The sequence below is a fragment of the Bradyrhizobium sp. genome (assembly GCF_028868675.1).
Lineage (GTDB): Bacteria > Pseudomonadota > Alphaproteobacteria > Rhizobiales > Xanthobacteraceae > Bradyrhizobium.
In genome coordinates, this window is record NZ_JAGWUA010000022.1 from 1 (window position 1) to 22,819 (window position 22,819).

Below are 22,819 nucleotides of genomic sequence, written 5' to 3' on the forward strand. Positions count from 1 at the left end.
ACCGGCTCGGCGGGATTCCCCGCCAGGACGAGTTTCGGTGAACGCGGTCTGAGGGCGCCCCCCGTCAAAGGCGGACCTGAAGCAAGCCGTAACCAAGCCTTAACCAATCGAAGCGTCTTGACCCTGGATATGACCGAACCGCGCACTGGTTCCACCGACGCCGAGCTGCTGGCCGAGCCGCGGCTCGTGGTCGAGCCGGGCGTGGCGGCGCGGGTGTCCGCGGTCGCGACCCCCGTGCTGCAGGGAATGGGCTACCGGCTGGTGCGAATCCGCATCTCCGGAGAAGCCGGCTGCACCGTCCAGATCATGGCGGAGCGGCCCGACGGCTCGATGCAGATCGAGGATTGCGAGGCGATCTCGCGGGCGCTGTCGCCGGTGCTCGACGTCGCCGACCCCATCGATCGCGCCTATCGGCTGGAGATTTCCTCTCCCGGCATCGACCGGCCCCTGGTGCGCCGCTCCGATTTCGAGCGCCACGTCGGTCACCTCGTCAAGGTGGAGATGTCGGTCGCCCATGACGGGCGCAAGCGCTTTCGCGGAATCATTGCCGGCGTCGAGGGCGAGCGCGTGCGCGTCAGGCGCGACGACGTCAAGGCCGGCGAGGATGGCGACGTGGCTCTGGCGATGGAGGACATCGCCGAGGCGCACCTGGTCCTGACCGACGAATTGATCGCGGAATCCATGCGCCGCGGCAAAGCCGAGGCACGCGAAATGCGCCGGGATCTGGGGCTCGAGCCGCCGCTGGCGCCGCATGCCCGGACCGCAAAGGGCAACAAGCCGAAGAAGAAGCCGGCCCCGAAGAACACCAAGCAACATCGCCTTGCCGCCGAACGCGCGCGGCGCGGCGAGATCGAGCCTGACGAAGGAGACTAGCCATGGCAGTCAGCGCCAACCGTCTAGAATTGCTGCAGATCGCCGACGCCGTCGCGCGCGAGAAATCGATCGACCGCGGCATCGTCATCGCCGCGATGGAGGACGCCATCGCCAAGGCGGCGCGCGCCCGCTACGGCAGCGAAACCGACGTCCACGCCGAGATCGACCCCAAGAAGGGCGAGCTCCGGCTGTCGCGCCACATGCTGGTCGTCGACACCGTGGAGAACCATTCCAACCAGATTTCGCTGGCGGACGCGCAGCGCGCCAATCCCGGCGCCCAGGTCGGCGACACCATCGCCGATACGCTGCCGCCGCTGGAATATGGCCGCATCGCCGCGCAGTCCGCCAAGCAGGTGATCGTGCAGAAGGTGCGCGAGGCCGAGCGCGACCGGCAGTATCAGGAGTTCAAGGACCGCATCGGCGACATCGTCAACGGCGTCGTCAAGCGCGTCGAATACGGCAGTGTGATCGTCGATCTCGGCCGCGGCGAGGCCATCATCCGCCGCGACGAGATGCTGCCGCGCGAGGTGTTCCGCAACGGCGACCGCGTCCGCGCCTATATCTTCGACGTCCGCCGCGAGACCCGCGGTCCGCAGATCTTCCTGTCCCGCACCCACCCGCAATTCATGGCAAAGCTGTTCGCGCAGGAAGTGCCGGAGATCTATGACGGCATCGTCGAGATCAAGGCGGTCGCCCGCGATCCGGGCTCGCGCGCCAAGATCGGCGTGATTTCCCGCGATTCCTCGGTCGATCCGGTCGGCGCCTGCGTCGGCATGCGCGGCTCGCGCGTGCAGGCGGTAGTGAACGAATTGCAGGGCGAAAAGATCGACATCATTCCCTGGTCGCCCGACATCGCGACCTTCGTGGTCAACGCGCTGGCGCCCGCCGAAGTGTCCAAGGTCGTCATCGACGAGGACCGCGAGCGGATCGAGGTCGTGGTGCCCGACACCAACAACCAGCTCTCGCTGGCGATCGGGCGCCGCGGCCAGAACGTCCGTCTCGCCTCTCAGCTCACCGGCTGGGACATCGACATCCTCACCGAGCAGGAGGAATCGGAGCGCCGCCAGGCCGACTTCGAGAACTCGACCCGCGTCTTCATGGAATCGCTCAATGTCGACGAGGTGGTCGGTCAGTTGCTCGCCTCGGAGGGCTTCACCTCGGTCGAGGAGCTGGCGCTGGTCGACGTCAAGGAGATCGCCGGCATCGAAGGCTTCGACGAGGAGACCGCGCAGGAGCTGCAGAGCCGCGCCCGCGAGTATCTGGAGCGGCTGGAGGCGGAGCTCGAGGCCCGGCGCAAGGAACTCGGCGTCGAGGACGCGATGAAGGACGTGTCCGGCGTCACCTCGAAGATGATGGTGAAGCTCGGCGAGAACGACATCAAGACGGTCGAGGATCTCGCCGGCTGCGCCACCGACGATCTGGTCGGCTGGACCGAGCGCAAGGAGGGCGGCGAACCCACCAAGCACGTCGGCATGCTCGACGGCCTCGACATCTCCCGCGAGGACGCGGAAGCGACGATCATGCAGGCCCGCGTCAAGGCGGGCTGGATCACCGAGGCCGACCTCGCCAAGCCGAGCGAAGAGGCCGCCGAGGCGGCCGAACAGCAGCCGGCCTAGGGTGTAGGGAGATGTCGCCCGGATGCTCGCTCAGGCCAATCCCGATCTCGACCATGGGCCGCGGACCGAAAAGTCCGCGACCATGCGCATGTGCGCGGTCAGCCGCGAGGTGCAGCCGATCGACGAGTTGATCCGCTTCGTCGTCGCGCCGTCGGGCGAACTCGTTCCGGACCTGAAGCGCAAGCTGCCGGGACGGGGCATGTGGGTTTCCGCCTCTCGCAAGGCGGTTGCGGAAGCCGTGCGCCGTCACCATTTCAGCAGGGCCTTCAAGCGCGATCTGCGCATCTCGCCGACGTTTCCTGACGACCTGGAAACGCTCCTGGTACGGAGCGCGACGGAGGCGCTTGCGATTGCCGCCAAGGCCGGCCAGGTGGTGGCCGGGTCCAGCAAGGTGGAAACCGCCCTCCGGGACGGCAAGGTCGAGGTCCTGATCCACGCGGGCGACGGGGCCGAGGACGGAATCCGCAAATTGGACGCGCTGGCACGGCAAAATGACGGAAATCGCGGCGGGAAGCCGCAAATTGCTGTCGTCACCGCATTGAAATCGGCAGAATTGGATTTGGCACTTGCCCGGTCAAATGTGATACATGCTGCGCTGCTCGCGGGCCCGGCGAGCAGGACATTCCTGTCACGTAGCCAGATGCTGGTCCGATACCGGATGGCGGACGATGACAAGACTGCCGGAAACCGCGGCCAGGATTTCTGAAGACAACACGACCAGTACGACGGTGCGGCAACGCACAACGCTAACAGATCAAGATTGGGACTGCTGAATGGTTGATACCAAAACTCCTGGCGACAAGACTTTGAGTGTCCAGACCAAGACCTTGACGCTCAAGCCGCGCGTCGAGACGGGCACCGTGCGCCAGAGCTTCAGCCATGGCCGCAGCAAGCAGGTGGTGGTCGAGAAGCGCGGCAAGCGCCGGATCGGCGATACCGCGGCTCCCGAGCCGCATGCGCCGGAGCCGGCCGCAGCCAAGGCCGCGCCCCCTGCCGCCAAGCCGCCGCTCGGCCGTGCCGCGCCCGCGGGGCAGCCGCTCCGCGCCGCCGGCTCGGGTGTCGTGCTGCGGACGCTGACCGAAGACGAGCGCTCGGCCCGCGCCAGCGCGCTGGCGGATGCCAAGCAGCGCGAGATCGAGGAGCGCCGGCTGGCGGAAGAGGAAGCCAAGCGCCGCGCCAGCCGCGAAAGCATCGAGCGCGCCGAGCGCGAGGCCGCCGAGGCTCGCCGCAAGGCCGAGGAGGAACGCCACCGCCACGAAGAAGAAGCCCGGCGCAAGGCCGAAACCGAGGCCAAGAAGCGTTTCGGCGACGGCGAACAGCCGCAGCAATCGGCGGCGCGGGCCCCTGCGGCCCGGACGACCACCGCAACACCGGCCGCGACCACACCGCGCCAGGCGCCGGCCGGCCGCGCCCCCGCGGTCGCCGCCGAGGCCGACGAGGAAGAAGCTCCGCGCCAGATCCGCCGCGGTCCGGGCGGCGCCATGCGTCCGGCGGCAGCCCCCAAGACCACCCACAAGCCGGGCCCGCAGAAGGAGCGCGGCCGCCTCACCGTCGTCACCGCGCTCAATGCCGACGACGTGCGCGAGCGCTCGATCGCCTCGTTCCGCCGCCGCACCCAGCGCCTGAAGGGCCACGCCTCCAACGAGCCGAAGGAAAAGCTGATCCGCGAAGTCACGATCCCGGAAGCGATCACCATCCAGGAACTCGCCAACCGCATGTCCGAGCGCGCGGTCGACGTCATCCGCCTGCTGATGAAGCAGGGCGCGATGCACAAGATCACCGACGTGATCGACGCCGACACCGCGCAGCTGATCGCCGAAGAGCTCGGCCACACCGTCAAGCGCGTCGCCGCCTCCGACGTCGAGGAAGGCCTGTTCGACACCGTCGACGATTCCACCGACACCGAGCCGCGTTCGCCGGTCGTGACCGTGATGGGTCACGTCGACCACGGCAAGACCTCGCTGCTCGACGCGCTCCGCCATGCCAACGTGGTCTCCGGCGAAGCCGGCGGCATCACCCAGCACATCGGCGCCTACCAGGTGTCCTCGCCGGAAACCGGCAAGAAGATCACCTTCATCGACACGCCCGGCCACGCCGCGTTCACCGCGATGCGCGCCCGCGGCGCCAAGGTCACCGACATCGTCGTGCTGGTGGTCGCGGCCGATGACGGCGTGATGCCGCAGACGGTCGAAGCCATCAACCACGCCAAGGCGGCGCGCGTGCCGATCATCGTGGCGATCAACAAGATCGACAAGCCCGACGCCAGGCCGGAGCGCGTGCGCACCGAGCTCCTGCAGCACGAGGTGCAGGTCGAATCGCTCGGCGGCGACGTCGTCGACGTCGAGGTGTCCGCCAAGAACAAGACCAATCTCGACCGGCTGCTCGAAATGATCGCGCTGCAGGCCGAAATCCTCGACCTGAAGACCAATTCGCAGCGTCCGGCCGAGGGCACTGTGATCGAGGCCAAGCTCGACCGCGGCCGCGGCCCGGTCGCGACCGTGCTGGTCCAGCGCGGCACGCTCCGGGTCGGCGACATCATCGTCGCGGGCGCCGAGATGGGCCGCGTCCGCGCGCTGATCTCCGACCAGGGCGAGACGGTGAACGAGGCCGGCCCCTCGGTGCCGGTCGAAGTGCTCGGCTTCAACGGTCCGCCGGAGGCCGGCGACCGGCTCGCGGTGGTCGAGAACGAAGCCCGCGCCCGTCAGATCACCAGCTACCGCGCGCACCAGAAGCGCGAGAACGCGGCGGCCTCGATCTCCGGCATGCGCGGCTCGCTCGAGCAGATGATGTCGCAGCTCAAGACCTCGGGCCGCAAGGAGTTCCCGCTGATAGTCAAGGCCGACGTGCAGGGTTCGCTGGAAGCCATTCTGGGCTCGCTGGAGAAGCTCGGCACCGACGAGGTCGCAGCCCGCATCCTGCATGCCGGCGTCGGCGGCATCTCGGAATCCGACGTGACGCTCGCGGAGGGCTTCAACGCAGCGATCATCGGCTTCAGCGTCCGCGCCAACAAGGAGGCGGCCGCGGCCGCCAAGCGCAACGGCATCGAGATTCGCTACTACAACATCATCTACGACCTCGTGGACGACGTGAAGAAGGCGATGAGCGGCCTGCTCGCGCCCACCTTGCGCGAAACCATGCTGGGCAACGCCGAGATCCTGGAGATCTTCAACATCTCCAAGGTCGGCAAGGTCGCGGGCTGCCGCGTCACCGACGGCACCGTGGAGCGCGGCGCCAACGTGCGCCTGATCCGCGACAACGTCGTCGTGCACGAGGGCAAGCTATCGACGCTGAAGCGCTTCAAGGACGAGGTGAAGGAAGTGCAGGCCGGCCAGGAATGCGGCATGGCCTTCGAGAACTACGGCGACATGCGCGCCGGCGACGTGATCGAGTGTTATCGAGTGGAGACGATCCAGCGCTCCCTGTAAGTCCAAGCCTTACCGAAGCGCGCGGATCTTTTTGAACTGAAAATGCGAGCGTGCGATGGCCGGACCCGGGTCCGGCCATCCACGTCTCATTCGCTACAACAGGAACGGTGCCAATTGCCTGCGGCTGGGACGCGGGCATGACGAGGTGATTTTTTCGACAATGTCCCGTCACCAACAGAAGAAGGGTTCCGCGCCCGGCGGCTCGCAGCGACAATTGCGGGTCGGCGAGGCGGTTCGCCATGCCATGGCCGATATTCTGGCGCATGGCAGTGCGCATGATGCGGACCTCGAAGGCCACATCATCACCGTGCCGGAGGTACGGATGTCGCCGGACCTGAAGCTTGCGACCATCTACGTGATGCCGCTCGGAGGCCGCGACACCGAGCGTGTGATCGCGGCGCTCGATCGCAACAAGAAATTCCTGCGCGGCGAGGTCGCGCGGCGCGTTAACCTGAAATTTGCACCTGATATCCGCTTCCGCGTCGACGAGCGATTCGACGAAGCGGAACGGATCGAGAAATTATTGCGAACGCCTGCGGTGCAACGAGACCTGACGAGCGAGCAGGACAGAGATCGGGAAGAAGAACAATGATTGCGAACCCCGCTCACGGCGCGATCGGCACCGAAGAGGCCGATTCGCGCGACGTGCAGCAGAATGATTTCGGACTGCGCAGCGACACGACGCCGCATGCCGAGGCGCGCCGCGTCAACAATGATCCGCGCGCCAGGCAGCAGAAGAACAATCAGCCGCGGCGCGACCGCCGCGACGTGCACGGCTGGATCGTGCTCGACAAGCCGATCGGCATGACCTCGACGCAGGCGGTGGCCGTGGTGAAGCGCCTGTTCCAGGCCAAGCGCGCAGGGCACGCCGGCACGCTCGATCCGCTCGCTTCGGGCGGGCTGCCGATCGCGCTCGGCGAAGCCACCAAGACGGTCCCCTTCGTGATGGACGGCCGCAAGCGCTACCGCTTCACCGTGTCCTGGGGCGAGGAGCGCGACACCGACGACATCGAGGGCCGCGCGGTCGCGACCTCGGATCGGCGCCCCACCCGCGAGGCGATCGAGGCGCTGTTGCCGCGCTTCACCGGGGTGATCGAGCAGGTCCCGCCACGCTATTCGGCGATCAAGGTCCAGGGCGAGCGCGCCTACGATCTGGCGCGCGACGGCGAGGTCGTGGAGCTGGCCCCCCGCCCGGTCGAGATTCACCATTTGTCCCTTATAGATCAACCGGATGGCAACCTGGCGGTGTTCGAGGCCGAATGCGGCAAGGGCACCTATGTCCGGGCGCTCGCCCGCGATATGGGCCGGATTCTCGGCTGTTTCGGCCATATCTGCGCGCTCAGGCGAACCCTGGTCGGGCCTTTCGGCGAGAACGACATGATTCCGCTGGATCGGCTGGAGGCTTTGTGCCATAGAGCCGCGTCCGGCGAGGGCAGCCTCGCCGACGCGCTTTTGCCCGTTGAGACCGCGCTGGACGACATCCCGGCACTGGCCGTCACTCGGGCTGATGCGGCAAGGCTCCATCGGGGCCAAGCCGTTTTGTTGCGCGGACGGGATGCGCCCAATTGTAGCGGCACAGTCTATGTCACGGTGGCAGGCCGGCTTCTCGCGCTTGCCGAAGTCGGCAATGGCGAAATCATCCCCAAGCGTGTGTTCAACCTGACCGGACTGACTGCCAGTCCCGGTCGCAACGAGAGAAATTGACGATGTCGATTACCGCCGATCGCAAAGCGGAAGTCATCAAGACGAGTGCCACCAAAGCCGGCGATACCGGCTCGCCCGAGGTTCAGGTCGCGATCCTTTCGGAACGCATCAACAACCTCACGAGCCATTTCAAGACCCACGTGAAGGACAACCATTCGCGTCGCGGCCTCCTGAAGCTGGTGTCGACCCGCCGTTCGCTCCTCGACTACCTGAAGAAGAAGGACGAGGCGCGGTACAAGGCGCTGCTCGAGAAGCACAACATTCGTCGTTAAGTGTTGCATGCGCGCGCCGGTGGCGCGCGTTTTTGCTCGTAGTTTCGAACGAAAGCGCTTTCATCAAGGTTTTTGATCGAGGCTATGCGCGCAGGTGCGGGCCCGTGACGGCTCGCAACCAGGGGCATGATCCCGAAGGCCGAAAATTGGATCTTCGGAACGCGATCATGCCGACTGACCAGTCCAGCAGCAATCCGGCCGCTGGGCGCAACGGGCAAGGTGCCCGTATGACCCGAAAGGATGGACGCCATCCGAAATTCGAAAACCATGGCAGGATCGCCGGACGCTGATCATCCGTTCCGATCAGCGTCCCGCAATCTTGCGCATGGTTTTTGTTTTTCAAGGCGTCCCTCTTTCGAGAACCCATGAAAGAAGACCTCTATGTTCAATAAGCATTCAGTCGAGATCGACTGGGGCGGACGCCCTCTCAAGCTCGAAACCGGCAAGATCGCACGCCAGGCCGACGGCGCCGTCGTCGCGACCTACGGCGAGACCGTGGTGCTCGCCACCGTGGTGGCCGCGAAGGCGCCGCGTGAAGGCGTCGACTTCCTGCCGCTGACCGTCGACTACCAGGAGAAGACCTACGCCGCAGGCCGCATTCCCGGCGGCTATTTCAAGCGCGAGGGCCGTCCGACCGAGAAGGAGACGCTGGTCTCCCGCCTGATCGACCGTCCGATCCGTCCGCTGTTCGTCGACGGCTGGCGCAACGAGACCCAGGTGATCGCCACCGTGCTGTCGCACGACATGGAGAACGATCCCGATATCGTGGCGCTGGTGGCGTCGTCGGCTGCACTGACCCTGTCGGGCGCTCCCTTCAAGGGTCCGATCGGCGCGGCGCGCGTCGGCTTCGTCAATGACGAATACGTGCTCAATCCGACGCTCGACGAGATGGCCGACACGCAACTCGACCTCGTCGTCGCCGGCACCGCCGATGCCGTGTTGATGGTGGAATCGGAAGCCAAGGAACTGAACGAAGACATCATGCTCGGCGCCGTGATGTTCGGTCACCGCCACTTCCAGCCGGTGATCAACGCGATCATCGAGCTCGCCGAGAAGGCCGCCAAGGAGCCGCGCGAGGTCACCGCGGTCGACAATTCGGCCCTCGAGAAGGAAATGCTCGGCATCGTCGAGCAGGAACTGCGGGCCGCCTACGCGATTCCGGTCAAGCAGGATCGCTACGCCGCGGTCGGCAAGGTCAAGGAAAAGGTCATCGCCCATTATTTCCCCGAGGGGCAGGAACCGAAATACGACAAGCTGCGTGTCGCCGCCGTATTCAAGGAGCTGGAAGCCAAGATCGTTCGCTGGAACATTCTCGACACCGGCAAGCGCATCGACGGCCGTGACGTCAGGACGGTGCGCAACATCCTCGCCGAAGTCGGGATGCTGCCCCGCGCCCACGGCTCGGCGCTGTTCACCCGCGGCGAGACGCAGGCGATGGTCGTGACCACGCTCGGCACCGGCGAGGACGAGCAGTACATCGACGCGCTGTCGGGCACGTACAAGGAGACGTTCCTGCTGCACTACAACTTCCCGCCCTACTCGGTCGGCGAGACCGGCCGCCTCGGCGGCACCAAGCGCCGCGAGATCGGCCACGGCAAGCTCGCCTGGCGCGCGATCCACCCCGTGCTGCCGCCGCACCACGAGTTCCCCTACACGATCCGCGTGGTCTCCGAGATCACCGAGTCCAACGGCTCGTCCTCGATGGCGTCGGTCTGTGGCGCCTCGCTCGCGCTGATGGACGCCGGCGTGCCGCTGAAGCGGCCGACGGCGGGCATCGCGATGGGCCTGATCCTCGAGGACAAGCGCTTCGCGGTGCTCTCCGACATCCTCGGCGACGAGGACCATCTCGGCGACATGGACTTCAAGGTCGCCGGCACCGAGGGCGGCATCACCTCGCTGCAGATGGACATCAAGATCGAGGGCATCACCGAGGAGATCATGCGCGTGGCGCTCGGCCAGGCGCGCGAGGGCCGCATCCACATCCTCGGCGAGATGGCAAAGGCGCTCACCGCTGCTCGCGCCGAGCTCGGCGAATACGCGCCGCGCATCGAGACCTTCAAGATCCCGACCGACAAGATCCGCGAAGTGATCGGCACCGGCGGCAAGGTAATCCGCGAGATCGTCGAGAAGACCGGCGCCAAGGTCAACATCGAGGACGACGGCACCGTGAAGGTCGCCTCCAGCGACGGCGAGGCGATGAAGGCCGCGATCAAGTGGATCAAGTCGATCGCCTCCGAGCCGGAGGTCGGCCAGATCTACGACGGCACGGTCGTCAAGGTGATGGAGTTCGGCGCCTTCGTGAACTTCTTCGGTTCCAAGGACGGCCTCGTCCACATCAGCCAGCTCGCGGCCAACCGCGTGCAGAAGACCTCCGACGTCGTCAAGGAAGGCGACAAGGTCAAGGTCAAGCTGCTCGGCTTCGACGACCGCGGCAAGACGCGGCTGTCGATGAAGGTCGTGGACCAGCAGACCGGCGAGGATCTCGAGGCCAGGCAGAAGGCGGAAGGCGAAAAGGCCCCGCGCGAGGCCGCCGGCGAGTAAGGCTCTCGCACCATCCGGAAAACACGAAGGGCGGCCTTGCGGCCGCCCTTTTTGCTTGTCACGCGCGCCTAAAGCGCGATGAGATTGGGATGAATCGTCATCGCGCTTTAGGTTATTGTTTGAGCATGATCTTTTCGGAAAACCGCTTCGCACTTTTCCGGATCATGCTTTAACGGCTCAGGCGATCTCGAAGCGGTCGGCGTTCATCACCTTGGTCCAGGCGGCCGCGAAATCCCTGGCGAACTTCTCCTTGGAATCCGCGGACGCATAGACCTCGGCAAAGGCCCGGAGCTGCGAGTGCGAACCGAAGACGAGGTCGACGCGCGTGCCGGTCCATTTCGCCGCCTTGGTCTTGCGGTCGCGGCCCTCGTAGACGCCGTCGGCGTTCGGAGGCAGCCATTCCGTACCCATGTCGAGCAGGTTGACGAAGAAGTCGTTGGTCAGCTTCCCCGGCGTCTTGGTGAAGACACCGTGCTTGGATCCGCCGACGTTGGCGCCGAGGACCCGCAGGCCGCCGACGAGAACCGTCATTTCGGGACCCGTCAGCCTCAGCAGTTGCGCCCGGTCGATCAGCGCCTCCTCGGGCTTCATGAACTGCGTCCGCTTGCTGCTCACATAGTTGCGGAAGCCATCGGCACGCGGTTCGAGCGGGGCGAAGGACGGGGCGTCGGTTTGATCCTGCGAGGCATCCATGCGCCCCGGCATGAAGGGTACCTTCACGTCGATCCCGGCATCCTTGGCGGCTTTTTCGATCGCCGCGGAGCCGCCGAGAACGATCAGGTCGGCAAGCGAGACCTTCTTGCCGGACGCCTTCTGGATCGCCTCGAGCTTCTGCAGCACGGTCTTGAGCTCGGCCGGCTGATTGACCTCCCAGTCCTTCTGCGGCGCGAGACGAATACGCGCGCCATTGGCGCCGCCGCGCTTGTCCGAACCGCGGAAGGTCGACGCCGACGCCCATGCGGTCGAGACGAGCTGTGCGACCGACAGGCCCGAGGCCAGGATCTTCTCCTTCAGGGCGGCGACATCCTGCTCTCCGATCAGCGGATGATCCACATCCGGGATCGCATCCTGCCAGATCAGAACCTCCTTCGGCACCAACGGGCCGAGGTAGCGTGCGCGCGGACCCATGTCGCGATGGGTGAGCTTGAACCACGCGCGCGCAAAGGCGTCCGCGAACTGATCCGGGTTCTCCATGAAGCGCCGCGAGATCGGCTCATAGGCCGGATCGAACCGCAGCGACAGGTCCGTCGTCAGCATGGTCGGCACGTGCTTCTTGCTCTTGTCGAAGGCATCCGGGATCGTGGCTCCCGCCCCCTTCGCCCGCCATTGCTTCGCGCCCGCCGGGCTCTTCGTCAGTTCCCATTCATAGCCGAACAGGTTCCAGAAGAAGTTGTTGCTCCATTTCGTGGGCGTCGTGGTCCAGATGACCTCCGGACCTCCCGTGATGGCATCGGCGCCGACGCCGGTACCATGCTTGCTCTTCCAGCCGAGACCCTGATCCTCCAGGGCTCCGCTTTCCGGAGCCGGTCCCACCAGCGACGGATCGCCGGCACCGTGAGTCTTGCCGAAAGTGTGACCGCCGGCGATCAAGGCCACGGTCTCCTCGTCGTTCATCGCCATGCGGAAGAAGGTTTCGCGGATATCCCTGGCTGCCGCGACCGGATCCGGATTGCCGTTCGGCCCTTCCGGGTTGACATAGATGAGGCCCATCTGCACCGCACCGAGCGGTTCGGAGAGCTGGCGTTCGCCGCTGTAGCGCTCGTCGCCGAGCCATGTTCCCTCGGGGCCCCAGTAGAGCTCTTCGGGCTCCCAGACGTCGGCGCGGCCGCCGGCAAAACCGAACGTCTTGAAGCCCATCGACTCCAGCGCGACGTTGCCGGCGAGAATCATCAGGTCGGCCCAGGAGATTTTCCGGCCGTACTTCTGCTTGATCGGCCAGAGCAGCCGACGTGCCTTGTCGAGGTTGGTATTGTCGGGCCAGCTGTTGAGCGGCGCGAAGCGCTGTTGACCCGCGCCGGCGCCGCCGCGGCCATCGGTGATGCGGTAGGTGCCCGCACTGTGCCAGGCCATGCGGACCATCAGACCGCCATAGTGACCGAAATCGGCCGGCCACCACTCCTGGGAGTCCGTCATCAAGGCGGTCAGGTCCCTGATGACCGCGTCGAGATCGAGCGTCTTGAACTCCTTGGCGTAGTCGAACGCCTCGCCCATCGGGTCGGACAAGGTGGAATTGCGATGGAGAACCGAAACATCCAGTGCATCGGGCCACCAGTCGCGGTTCGTGTGCGGACGTTTTCCGCCCGGGAACGGGCACTTGGTCGTGTCATCCATCATCGTCTCCTTGGTGGTTTCGCGAGCTTCCGCCCGAACCGGGTGGCGCAATCTACGCAGCGCATTCGATCAGGTAAAATTGACTTTAGTGATTGCTGCGATAGGATTTCCTGATGATCAACGTCACGCTCCGGCAGCTGCGGTATTTCGATGCGCTGGCCCGTCACGGCCATTTCGGGCGCGCCGCGGAGGCCTGCTCGATCTCGCAGCCGGCACTGTCGATGCAGATCAAGGAAATGGAAGAAGCGCTCGGCGGCCTGCTCCTGGAACGCAGCGCGCGGCAGGTTGCGCTGACGCGGTTTGGCGAGGAACTCGCCAAGCGCGTTCGCGACATCCTGCGCTCGGTCGATGAGCTCGGCGACTTTGCACGGGCGTCCTGCGACCGCTTCACGGGGCGCCTGCGCATCGGGATGATCCCGACGATCGCGCCCTATCTGCTGCCCAGGATGACCAAGGACCTCGCGCGCCTGCATCCCGAGCTCGACATCCGCGTGCGCGAGACCGTGACCCCGAAGCTGATCCAGGAGCTCGCCGACGGCCGGCTCGACACCGCGATCCTCGCACTGCCGGTGTCCGAGCCCTCGCTGACGGAGGTGGCGTTGTTCGAGGAAAACTTCATGCTGGTCCGGCCGGCGTCCGACGAGGGCACGCCGGTACCATCCAGGGAAATGCTGCGCGAGATGAGGTTGCTGCTGCTCGAGGAGGGGCACTGCTTCCGCGACCAGGCCTTGTCGTTCTGCAAGATGCAATCGCCGCCGCGGGAGATGCTGGACGCGAACTCGCTCTCGACGCTGGTCCAGATGGTCAGCGCCGGAATCGGCGTCACCCTGATTCCTGAAATGGCCGTGCCGGTGGAGACACGCTCGGCGTCGGTGTCGCTCGCGCGTTTCAAGAACCCGCAGCCGTCGCGGACCATCGGCATGGTCTGGCGCAGGACCTCTCCTCTGGCGCGGCAGCTCCTTCAGATCTCCGAGGTGGTGTGCCTGTCGGCCGGCAAGCAGCGTGGACAGCGGACGCCGGCGCCGCGCGTTGCGCGGGGCTGACGCGTCTGCCGCGGGTACGCCTTCATCGAGCCATGGAATGGCTTCAGAAGGAAGTACGATCGGTGGAAGATGAAGGAAAGCCCACGATGATCAAGCTCTACTGGTCGCCCCGCTCCCGCTCGTTCTCGACGATCTGGCTGATGGAGGAAACCGGCCTGCCCTATGAACGCGTGCTGACGGACATCTCGACCGGCGCGCAGAAGTCGTCCGGCTACCTGAAGATCAATCCGATGGGCAAGGTGCCGGCATTGACCGACGGCGAGGCGGCGCTCGGCGAGGCGGCGGCGATCATCGCCTATATCGCCGACCGCTATCCCCAAACCAAGCTCGCCCCGCCGAGCGACGACCTGAAGCGCGCCCGCTATCTGCAATGGCTGTTCTTCTCGCCGAGCTGCATCGAGCCGGCGCTGATCCAGCTCTTCACCAAGATCGAGGTGCCGAGCTCGACCGCGGCCTGGGGCAGCGCCACGCAGGTGTTCGACGTGCTCGACGCCGCGTTGGCCAAGGGGCCATGGATTCTCGGCGAGCAATTTTCGGCCGCCGACATCGTGATCGGCTCGAGCCTGAACTTCGCCGTGCGGCTGTTCAAGATGGTGCCGTCGCGCCCGTCGTTCGAGGCCTATATCGCGCGCTGCGCGGCGCGTCCGGCGTTCCAGCGCGCCGAGAAGATCGCGGCGGGGTAAGCCGGGCCTATTCCGCCTTCAGGTCGTCCGGCTTCGGCATCAGGATGATGTTGTAGCCGGAATCGACGTAGTGCACTTCGCCGGTCACGCCGCCCGACAGGTCGGACAGCAGATAGAGCGCGGAGCCGCCGAGCTCGTCCAGCGTGACGCCGCGGCCGAGCGGCGAGTGCTTCTGCTGGAACGCGAACATGGCGCGGGCTTCGCCGATGCCGGAGCCGGCGAGCGTGCGCACGGGGCCTGCCGAGATCGCATTGACGCGGATGCCGCGCGGCCCGAAATCGGCGGCGAGATAGCGCACCGAGGCTTCCAGCGCCGCCTTGGCCACGCCCATCACGTTGTAGTTGGGCATCGCGCGCATCGACGCGCCGAAGGTCAACGTGATCATGGCGCCGCCCGGAGGCATCATGTCGGCGGCGCGCTTGGCCACTTCCGTGAACGAGAAGCAGGAGATCAGCATGGTGCGCGAAAAATTGTCGCGGCTGGTGTCGGCGTAGCGGCCCTTCAGCTCGTTCTTGTCGGCGAAACCGATCGCGTGGATGACGAAATCGAGCTGGCCCCATTTCGCGCGCAGCGTTTCGAACGCGGCGTCGACGCTGTCGAGATCCTCGACGTCGCAGGGCAGCACCATCTCGACGCCGAGCGACTGCGCCAGCGGCTTGACCCGCTTGCCCTGCGCCTCGCCCTGGAAGGTGAAGGCGAGCTCGGCGCCGTGGGCATGCAGCGTCCTCGCCATGCCCCAGGCGATCGAGTGATCATTGGCGATGCCCATGATCAGACCGCGCTTGCCCTTCATCAGTTCCTGCATCTCACGACCACTTTCTTTCTCGTCATGCCCGCATGCAAAGACGTGGATGGCCGGGACATCTAGCGCGAAGACGCGCTTCGCGCTCTTACCCGGCCATGACGACACAATTAGAATTTCGTCGGCAACGACGTCACGCGTCCAGCCGGCTGAACACCAGCGTGGCGTTGGTGCCGCCGAAGCCGAAGGAGTTCGACAGCACGGTGCCGACCTTGGCGTCGTCGATCCGCTTGCGCACGATCGGCATGTCGGCGAACACGGGATCGAGCTCGTGGATATGGGCGCTCTCGCAGATGAAGCCGTTGTTCATCATCAGCAGCGAATAGATCGCCTCCTGCACGCCGGTGGCGCCGAGCGAATGTCCCGTGAGCGCCTTGGTGGCCGAGATCGGCGGGCACTTCTCGCCGGTGCCGAATATCTTGCGGATCGCCTCGATCTCCGGCGGATCTCCGGCCGGCGTCGAGGTGGCATGCGGATTGATGTAGTCGACCTTGGTCTTCACCGTCGACATCGCCATTCGCATGCAGCGCTCGGCGCCTTCGCCCGACGGCGCGACCATGTCGTGGCCGTCCGACGTGGCGCCATAGCCGACGATTTCCCCGTAGATGCGGGCGCCGCGCGCCTTGGCGCGCTCGAGCTCCTCCAGCACCAGCACGCCGGCGCCGCCGGCGATGACGAAGCCGTCGCGATTGACGTCATAGGGCCGCGAGGCGGTGGCGGGCGTATCGTTGTACTTGGAGGACATCGCGCCCATGGCGTCGAACAGCACCGACAGCGTCCAGTCGAGCTCCTCGCAGCCGCCGGCGAAGATGACGTCCTGCTTGCCCATCTGGATGGTCTCGTAGGCGTTGCCGACGCAATGGTTCGACGTCGCGCAGGCCGAGGAAATCGAATAGTTCACGCCCTTGATCTTGAACCAGGTCGCAAGCGTAGCCGATGCCGTGGACGACATCGCCTTCGGCACCGCGAACGGCCCGACGCGCTTCGGTCCCTTGGTGCGGGTGATGTCGGCGGCCTCGACGATGGTGCGCGCCGACGGGCCGCCGGAGCCCATGATGATGCCGGTGCGGACGTTGGAGACCTCGTCGGGCTCGAGGCCGGAGTCGCGGATCGCCTGCTCCATGGCGATGTGATTCCACGCGGCACCCTGGCCGAGGAAGCGCATCGCGCGCCGGTCGACGACCGTCGCGGGATCGAGCGTCGGTTCGCCCTGCACCTGGGAGCGGAAGCCGAGCTCGGCATACTTGTCCGCCCGTGTGATACCCGACCTCGCCTCGTGAAGGCTCGCAAGCACTTCCTGGCTGTTGTTTCCGATGGACGAGACGATACCCATCCCGGTGACCACAACCCGCCTCATGACCGCCTCGCCCTGATCGTTGTCTTCTCTACGTGATGCGCTTGACGTGATCCGCCTGGCTCAACCCAGGCTCGTGCCCTGCTTGAACAGGCCGACCTTCAGATCCTTGGCCCGATAAATAATCTCGTCATCGACCGAAAGCCACCCGTCGGCGATACCGAGCACCAGCTTTGAGCGCATCACCCGCTTGATCTCGATGTTGTACACAACCTTGCGGGCTTCCGGCAGCACCTGGCCGCCGAACTTCAATTCGCTCAACCCCAGCGCGCGGCCGCGCCCTTCACCGCCGATCCAGCCGAGGTAGAATCCAACCATCTGCCAGAGTGCGTCCAGGCCGAGACAGCCGGGCATGACGGGGTCGTTCTTGAAGTGGCATCCGAAAAACCAGAGGTCCGGCTTCACGTCGAGCTCGGCGCGCACCCGCCCCTTGCCGAATTCGCCGCCGGTATCGGCGATTTCCGTGATGCGATCGAACATCAGCATCGGCGGCAGCGGCAATTGGGCATTCCCCGGGCCGAACATCTCGCCGCGGGCGCACGCCAGCAAGTCCTCATATTCGTAACCGCTACGCCTGTTCAGCATCCAAAGGCCTCTAATTCAAATTACGATGGGTCGTTTTTTGCGAAATGGCCCCGTTGGTTACGGGAAAACACGCTCGCCGTTGCCGGGCGCGAGAACCGCATGACCGATCGGGGTCGCGGGCCGGGCCTCGAGCGGGACCGCGGGCTCTCTAACATAGCCCCTCCCGGCGGCAAAGCGCCCTCAAGAGGTAAATGAAAGCGGACGAGCCCGGTTCCCCACCGGATCGGGAAACGCACCAGTTGCGAGAAACTTGCATCTGGATCCTGTCCCCCTTATATTCGGATTAGATTTTGTCAAAACCCGCGTGCCCTGAAATCTGGAAATGAGCGAGAACGCTGCGACGACATACGACGGAACCGCCCATTCTGCGTCTCTCCTTTCCGGACGCCAGCCGGCCCTGACCGGTTGCCCATGGCACGACGTCAACGAGATGCTGCAGGCGGCCGGGCTTCGCCCGACACGTCAGCGCATGGCGCTCGGCTGGCTGTTGTTCGGCAAGGGCGCGCGGCATCTCACCGCCGAAATGCTTTACGAGGAAGCGACGCTGGCCAAGGTTCCGGTGTCGCTCGCGACCGTCTACAACACGCTCAATCAGCTCACCGATGCAGGCCTGCTCCGCCAGGTGAGCGTCGATGGCACCAAGACCTATTTCGACACCAACGTCACCGCGCATCACCACTATTATCTCGAGAACAGCCACGAACTGGTCGACATCCCCGATCCGCATCTGGCGCTGTCGAAGATGCCCGAGGTGCCCGAGGGCTACGAGATCGCGCGCATCGACATGGTCGTGCGCCTGCGCAAGAAGCGCTGAACTTCCGCTCGGACGTCTATAGTTCTTGATTGCCATTCCCGGGCGCGCGTAGCGCGAGCCCGGAATGACCCTTCGGGTCAGTTCACCTGCTCGTCGGCGTAGACGCCCCACAGCCGCTCCTGCTGGATCCAGCCGTCGAACCCGCTGCCCGCGATGTGGCACCAGCCGGCGCCGCATTTCTTGACCTGGGCGACCACGCCGGCCTGCAAACGCGCGGCAACAGGCGCGTCCGGATCGGCGCGATCGTACAGCGGCGCGAGATCGTCCTTGTGCTTCATGGTAACGACCGCGGTGCGGCGGCCAGACAGCAGCGAATGATAGACCCAGCCCTCGGAACCTTCGGAATCGCGGACCCGGCGCCAGTTCTCGAATTCGGCGGTGATTTCGACCGGCAGGCCCGCGCGGGTGTAGACCCACGCAACGTCATTGTCCTTGGTCGGGCCGGCCCGGACGTTCACATGATCGGATTTCAGGCTGACATAGCGTGGCACCGGCAAGCCGCTGGCCGTCTGGACGCTATCCTTGGCCGAATGTCCGGCGCTGACGGTGGCGCCGAGCCACATACAGACGAGCGCGACCAACACACAAAAACGCCCCAACGCCATCGACCCGTCTCCTGTCGGAAACCCAACTCCGCCGAGCCGGATTCCCTCAAGCCATGTCCAAACCCTGTGCCAGGCGTCCCTCTACCCCCACCCCATGGGGGTTTCCGGGCCTCTGCCGTGGTTCTTGTCTTGGCCCGGCCTTCTGCTAGAGAGGACGAGCGCTTGAGAAACCAAGCTGACCCGGATTTCCGGCCGGAAATGTCGGGAGAAGCACCAGGAAACGCCGGGGACGACGCGGCAAGGGCAGTGTCGAACAACCGGGTTAATGAGGTCTGAACGGTAAGCCTTTGACGACAGAGGCGGGCCTGAAGTCCTCATGAGAGCAGGACATGTCGGCAAAGAAGAAGCCCCTCGTCGTCGTGACGCGCAAGCTGCCGGACTCGATCGAGACGCGCATGCGCGAATTGTTCGACGCCAGGCTCAATCTCGACGACACCCCGATGTCGCCGGACCAGATCGCGGACGCCGCGCGCACCGCCGACGTGCTGGTGCCGACCGTGACCGACCACATCACGGCCGACGTGGTCAACCAGCCCGACTGCAAGCTCCGCCTGATCGCGAATTTCGGCAACGGCGTCGACAATATCGACGTCGAGGCGGCGCATGCGCGCGGCATCACCGTCACCAACACGCCGAAAGTCCTGACCGAAGATACCGCCGACATGACCATGGCGCTGATCCTCGCCGTGCCGCGCCGGCTGATCGAGGGTGCATCCGTGCTGACCGAGGGCAAGCCCTGGGCAGGCTGGTCGCCGACCTGGATGCTCGGCCACCGCATCGGGGGAAAGCGCCTCGGCATCATCGGCATGGGCCGCATCGGCCAGGCGGTGGCGCGCCGGGCACGCGCTTTCGGCCTGCAGATCCACTATCACAACCGCCGGCCCGTCGCGCCGAAGATCGCCGACGAGCTGGGCGCGACCTATTGGGAAAGCCTCGACCAGATGCTGGCGCGGATGGACATCATCTCGGTGAACTGTCCGCATACGCCGGCGACCTTCCATCTGCTCTCGGCGCGGCGGCTGAAGCTGATCCGGAAAGACGCCTATGTCGTCAACACCGCGCGCGGCGAGGTGATCGACGAGGAGACGCTGACCAAGCTGATCGAGAGCGGCGACATCGCCGGCGCCGGCCTCGACGTCTACGAGCACGAGCCCGCGGTGAGCCCGAAGCTGGTGCGGCTCGCCAGGGCGGGAAAGGTGACGCTGCTGCCGCATATGGGCTCGGCCACCATCGAAGGCCGCGTCGAGATGGGCGAGAAGGTGATCATCAACATCCGCACCTTCCTCGACGCCCACAAGCCGCCGGATCGCGTGCTGCCGGGCATGCTGTAAGGCGCTGCGCGAGCCGCAGCGCTACTGTGCGTGGGCGCTCAGGTCGCTCACCACAGGCCCGTCGCCGTTGAGCGGATTGGCCGGATCGCGCGCGTAGCGCAGCGTCTCGAAGCGCATCGCGCGCGCATCGACCATGAGGAGACGCCCGACCAGGCCTTCGCCGAAGCCGACGATCTCGCGGATCGCCTCCAGCGCCATCATCGAGCCGAGCACACCGGCGAGCGCGCCCATCACGCCGGCTTCCGCGCAGGCCGGCACCGTGCCCGGCGGTGGCGGTTCCGGAAACAGGCAGCGATAGGTTGGATTGAACTCGCCATCGGCATTCTTCTCATGCGCGCGGATCGTGGTGAGCGAACCGTCGAAAGTGCCGAGCGCCGCCGTGATCAGCGGCTTCTTCGCAAAGAAGCAGGCGTCGGAGACCAGATAGCGGGTCGAGAAATTATCGGAGCCGTCGAGCACGAGATCGTAGCCGCCGATCAGCTCCAGCGCATTGTCGGCATTGAGCCAGGCGGCATGACCGACGAAGGCGACATGCGGATTGAGCGCCTCGATCCGCTCGCCGGCGCTCTCGACCTTGGGCCGGCCGATGTCGGGCGTCGCGTGGATCACCTGGCGCTGCAGGTTGGACAACGAGACCACGTCGTCGTCGACGACGCCGAGCGTGCCGACGCCGGCAGCGGCGAGATACATCAAGGCCGGCGCACCCAGGCCGCCGGCGCCGATCACCAGCACCGACGCCTGCTTCAGCGCGGTCTGGCCCGGCCCGCCGACATCGCGCAGCACGATATGGCGGGCATAGCGTTCGAGTTCATCCGCACTCAGCACCAGTTGACTCCTGAACCACCCGAAGATTGTTTACGACCAACGAGATGTGCTTCAATGGCACCAGTTCAATGGTCTGGCTGGATTTGTCATGAGATCGATGCTCGCGGCAACATTGATGTTCGTGACCGTGTTCGTGACTTGGGCGAGCGCCGACGCCCAGATGACGACGCCCACCGTTCCCGGCGCCAGACCGAAGCCGGTCCAAACCATCCCGATCCGCCCCTCGCTGCAGACGCCGGCCGAGACCGCCGACGCGATGGCGCAGGCGCAGCGGCTGGCGCTGCAATCCGACCTCGCCTGGGTCGGCGAATACAACGGCGCGATCACCGGCGACGTCAGCGAGCGCATGGTCAACGCCATCAAGGAGTACCAGAAGGCGAAGGGCGGCAAGCCGACCGGCGTGCTCAATCCGCAGGAGCGCGGCGTGCTCGCCGAGACCGCGCGGCGCAAGCAGGACAGTGTCGGCTGGAAGATCGTGACCGAGCCGACCAGCGGCGCGCGGCTCGGCATTCCCGGTAAATTGGTGCCACAGCAGTCGACCGACGCCCAGGGATCGAAATGGACCTCGCCGACCGGAACGGTCCAGGTGCTCTTGACCCGTCGCAAGGAGGCGAACCCGACGACGGCAAGGCTCGCCGAGCAGGAGAAGAAGAACCCGGCCGGCCGCAAGGTCGACTACGCCGTGGTCAGGCCCGACTTCTTCGTGCTGTCCGGATTGCAGGGCCTGAAGAAGTTCTACGTGCGCGGCACCTTCCGGGGCGACGAGGTGCGGATCATGAGCATCCTGTATGACCAGGCGACCGAGAATACGGTCGAACCGGTGGTGATCGCGATGTCGAGCGCGTTCAACGCGTTTCCGACGGGCGCGCAGGTCGGCCCGGCGCCGCGCAAGACGGTCGAATACGGCACCGGCGTCGTCGTCAGCGAGGATGGCGCCATCGTCACCGACCGCATGGTCACCGACGGCTGCCTGACGATCGCGATCGCCGGCCACGGCCATGCCGACCGGCTCGCCGAGGACAAGGAGCACGATCTCGCACTGCTGCGCGTCTATGGCGCGCGCGGCCTGAAACCGCTCGACCTCTCGGGCGGCGGCGCGCAGACGAGCGTCGACGTCGTCGGCATCGCCGATCCGCAAAACCAGGGCGGCGGCAGCGCCGTGACCAGCCTCAAGGCGACGGCGGCCGCGGTCAATGGCGGCGACGCCGCACTCTCGCCGCCGCCCGCGGTCGGATTTTCCGGCGGCGCCGTCATCGACGGCGACGGCAAGTTCGCCGGCATCGCGCTCCTGAAGCCCGTGGTCGTCGCAGGTCCCGCCAGTGCGCTGCCGGCGGCGCAGGCCGTTCTGGTCTCGGCGGACGCCGTCCGCAACTTCCTTGGGGCGAACGACGTCAAGGCCAACGGCAATGCGACCGACGCGAAAGCCGCATTGGTGCGCGTAATCTGCGTGCGCAAATAGGACGAGAGCGCGAGCATGAAGCGTCTTCCGATCCGCGTCTCGATCGCCGCCGTAGCCGCGCTGATGGCCGGAGCGGCGTGGGCGCAGTCGCCTGCGCTGCCGACGCCGAAGGTCGAGGAGGTCATGGTCAAGACTTCACTCCTGACACTCAACGACGGCAATCTCACCGGAAACTACAATGTGCTCTACGCCAAGATGGCGACGCCGTTCCGCGAACGGTTTTCGTCCGACGCGCTGAAGCAGGCGTTCAAGAGCTTTGCCGGGCATCACATCGACGCCATCGCCGCCATGTCGATCGTCTCGACCAGCGAGCCCAGGATCGACGAGCAGGGCACCCTGATGCTGCGCGGCTATTTCGACACCACGCCCTCGCGCCTGACCTACGAGCTCGATTTTGCCGTCTCGGAAGGCGAATGGAAGCTGATCGCGATCGACGTCAAGGTGCGGTCGGTCACCAGCAGCGCCAGCGCGACCGACCTGGTCGCACATACCGCGGCGGATATCGGCGGCGCGGAACGCAAGCACTGACGGTCGACGCGCAGCCCCGCGCTCGCCT

The 22,819-nt window shown here is 65.8% G+C and carries 20 protein-coding genes; 14 read left to right on the plus strand and 6 right to left on the minus strand.

The window, feature by feature from the left end; genetic code table 11:
• Positions 1-129 precede the first annotated feature (129 nt).
• The 8 genes from rimP to pnp all read left to right on the plus strand — a co-directional run bounded on the left by rimP (position 130) and on the right by pnp (position 10,431).
• Complete coding sequence (gene rimP / locus KGM94_RS05215; RefSeq protein WP_300255627.1) at positions 130-873, plus strand: ribosome maturation factor RimP; 744 nt, start codon at positions 130-132, stop codon at positions 871-873.
• Positions 874-875: 2 nt separating this feature from the next.
• Complete coding sequence (gene nusA / locus KGM94_RS05220) at positions 876-2,489, plus strand: transcription termination factor NusA (protein ID WP_300255629.1); 1,614 nt, start codon at positions 876-878, stop codon at positions 2,487-2,489.
• A 22-nt stretch (positions 2,490-2,511) separates the two neighbouring features.
• Positions 2,512-3,195, plus strand: coding sequence for an RNA-binding protein (locus KGM94_RS05225; protein WP_300255631.1), 684 nt, complete (start codon positions 2,512-2,514; stop codon positions 3,193-3,195).
• 67 nt (positions 3,196-3,262) lie between these two features.
• Positions 3,263-5,914, plus strand: coding sequence for a translation initiation factor IF-2 (gene infB, locus KGM94_RS05230; RefSeq protein ID WP_300255633.1), 2,652 nt, complete (start codon positions 3,263-3,265; stop codon positions 5,912-5,914).
• Positions 5,915-6,074: 160 nt separating this feature from the next.
• The gene (gene rbfA, locus KGM94_RS05235) at positions 6,075-6,506 is read left to right on the plus strand and encodes a 30S ribosome-binding factor RbfA (protein WP_300255686.1); all 432 of its coding nucleotides are present in this window, start codon (positions 6,075-6,077) and stop codon (positions 6,504-6,506) included.
• Positions 6,503-7,618 (plus strand): tRNA pseudouridine(55) synthase TruB, encoded by a 1,116-nt coding sequence (gene truB, locus KGM94_RS05240; RefSeq protein ID WP_300255635.1) that lies wholly within the window; start codon positions 6,503-6,505, stop codon positions 7,616-7,618. The genes rbfA and truB overlap by 4 nt, the downstream gene beginning before the upstream one ends.
• A gap of 2 nt (positions 7,619-7,620) precedes the next feature.
• A complete protein-coding gene (gene rpsO, locus KGM94_RS05245) occupies positions 7,621-7,890 on the plus strand; it encodes a 30S ribosomal protein S15 (RefSeq protein ID WP_300255637.1) in 270 nt (89 codons plus the stop codon).
• Between the two features lie 381 nt (positions 7,891-8,271).
• Positions 8,272-10,431 (plus strand): polyribonucleotide nucleotidyltransferase, encoded by a 2,160-nt coding sequence (gene pnp / locus KGM94_RS05250; RefSeq protein ID WP_300255639.1) that lies wholly within the window; start codon positions 8,272-8,274, stop codon positions 10,429-10,431.
• A 177-nt stretch (positions 10,432-10,608) separates the two neighbouring features.
• On the opposite strand, the gene katG is transcribed toward pnp, so the two are convergent.
• Positions 10,609-12,762 (minus strand): catalase/peroxidase HPI, encoded by a 2,154-nt coding sequence (katG, locus tag KGM94_RS05255; protein ID WP_300255641.1) that lies wholly within the window; start codon positions 12,760-12,762, stop codon positions 10,609-10,611.
• 113 nt (positions 12,763-12,875) lie between these two features.
• Here katG and KGM94_RS05260 point away from each other — a divergent pair, with 113 nt between their 5' ends.
• A complete protein-coding gene (locus KGM94_RS05260) occupies positions 12,876-13,805 on the plus strand; it encodes a LysR substrate-binding domain-containing protein (protein WP_300255643.1) in 930 nt (309 codons plus the stop codon).
• Positions 13,806-13,891: 86 nt separating this feature from the next.
• Entirely contained in the window at positions 13,892-14,488 is a 597-nt protein-coding gene (locus KGM94_RS05265; protein WP_300255645.1) for a glutathione S-transferase family protein, read from the plus strand.
• A 7-nt stretch (positions 14,489-14,495) separates the two neighbouring features.
• Here KGM94_RS05265 and fabI read toward each other — a convergent pair whose 3' ends face one another.
• The 3 genes from fabI to fabA all read right to left on the minus strand — a co-directional run bounded on the left by fabI (position 14,496) and on the right by fabA (position 17,229).
• Positions 14,496-15,293: an enoyl-ACP reductase FabI gene (gene fabI / locus KGM94_RS05270; RefSeq protein WP_300255647.1), complete on the minus strand. Its 798-nt coding sequence runs from the start codon at positions 15,291-15,293 to the stop codon at positions 14,496-14,498.
• 130 nt (positions 15,294-15,423) lie between these two features.
• Entirely contained in the window at positions 15,424-16,647 is a 1,224-nt protein-coding gene (gene fabB / locus KGM94_RS05275) for a beta-ketoacyl-ACP synthase I (protein ID WP_300255649.1), read from the minus strand.
• Positions 16,648-16,707: 60 nt separating this feature from the next.
• Entirely contained in the window at positions 16,708-17,229 is a 522-nt protein-coding gene (fabA, locus tag KGM94_RS05280) for a bifunctional 3-hydroxydecanoyl-ACP dehydratase/trans-2-decenoyl-ACP isomerase (RefSeq protein WP_300255650.1), read from the minus strand.
• Positions 17,230-17,551: 322 nt separating this feature from the next.
• Here fabA and irrA point away from each other — a divergent pair, with 322 nt between their 5' ends.
• Positions 17,552-18,043, plus strand: a complete 492-nt coding sequence (irrA, locus tag KGM94_RS05285) for an iron response transcriptional regulator IrrA (protein ID WP_300255652.1) — start codon at positions 17,552-17,554, stop codon at positions 18,041-18,043.
• A 77-nt stretch (positions 18,044-18,120) separates the two neighbouring features.
• Here irrA and KGM94_RS05290 read toward each other — a convergent pair whose 3' ends face one another.
• Entirely contained in the window at positions 18,121-18,648 is a 528-nt protein-coding gene (locus KGM94_RS05290) for an SH3 domain-containing protein (protein ID WP_300255654.1), read from the minus strand.
• A gap of 329 nt (positions 18,649-18,977) precedes the next feature.
• Between KGM94_RS05290 and KGM94_RS05295 the strand changes: the two genes are divergently transcribed.
• A complete protein-coding gene (locus KGM94_RS05295; protein WP_300255656.1) occupies positions 18,978-19,979 on the plus strand; it encodes a D-glycerate dehydrogenase in 1,002 nt (333 codons plus the stop codon).
• 21 nt (positions 19,980-20,000) lie between these two features.
• Here the strand turns inward: KGM94_RS05295 and moeB are convergent, their stop codons facing one another.
• Positions 20,001-20,804: a molybdopterin-synthase adenylyltransferase MoeB gene (gene moeB, locus KGM94_RS05300; protein ID WP_300255658.1), complete on the minus strand. Its 804-nt coding sequence runs from the start codon at positions 20,802-20,804 to the stop codon at positions 20,001-20,003.
• Between the two features lie 88 nt (positions 20,805-20,892).
• On the opposite strand from moeB, the gene KGM94_RS05305 reads away from it, so the two are divergent.
• Positions 20,893-22,263: a serine protease gene (locus KGM94_RS05305; RefSeq protein WP_300255660.1), complete on the plus strand. Its 1,371-nt coding sequence runs from the start codon at positions 20,893-20,895 to the stop codon at positions 22,261-22,263.
• Positions 22,264-22,278: 15 nt separating this feature from the next.
• Positions 22,279-22,791, plus strand: a complete 513-nt coding sequence (locus KGM94_RS05310; protein WP_300255662.1) for a hypothetical protein — start codon at positions 22,279-22,281, stop codon at positions 22,789-22,791.
• The last annotated feature ends 28 nt before the right edge of the window (positions 22,792-22,819 follow it).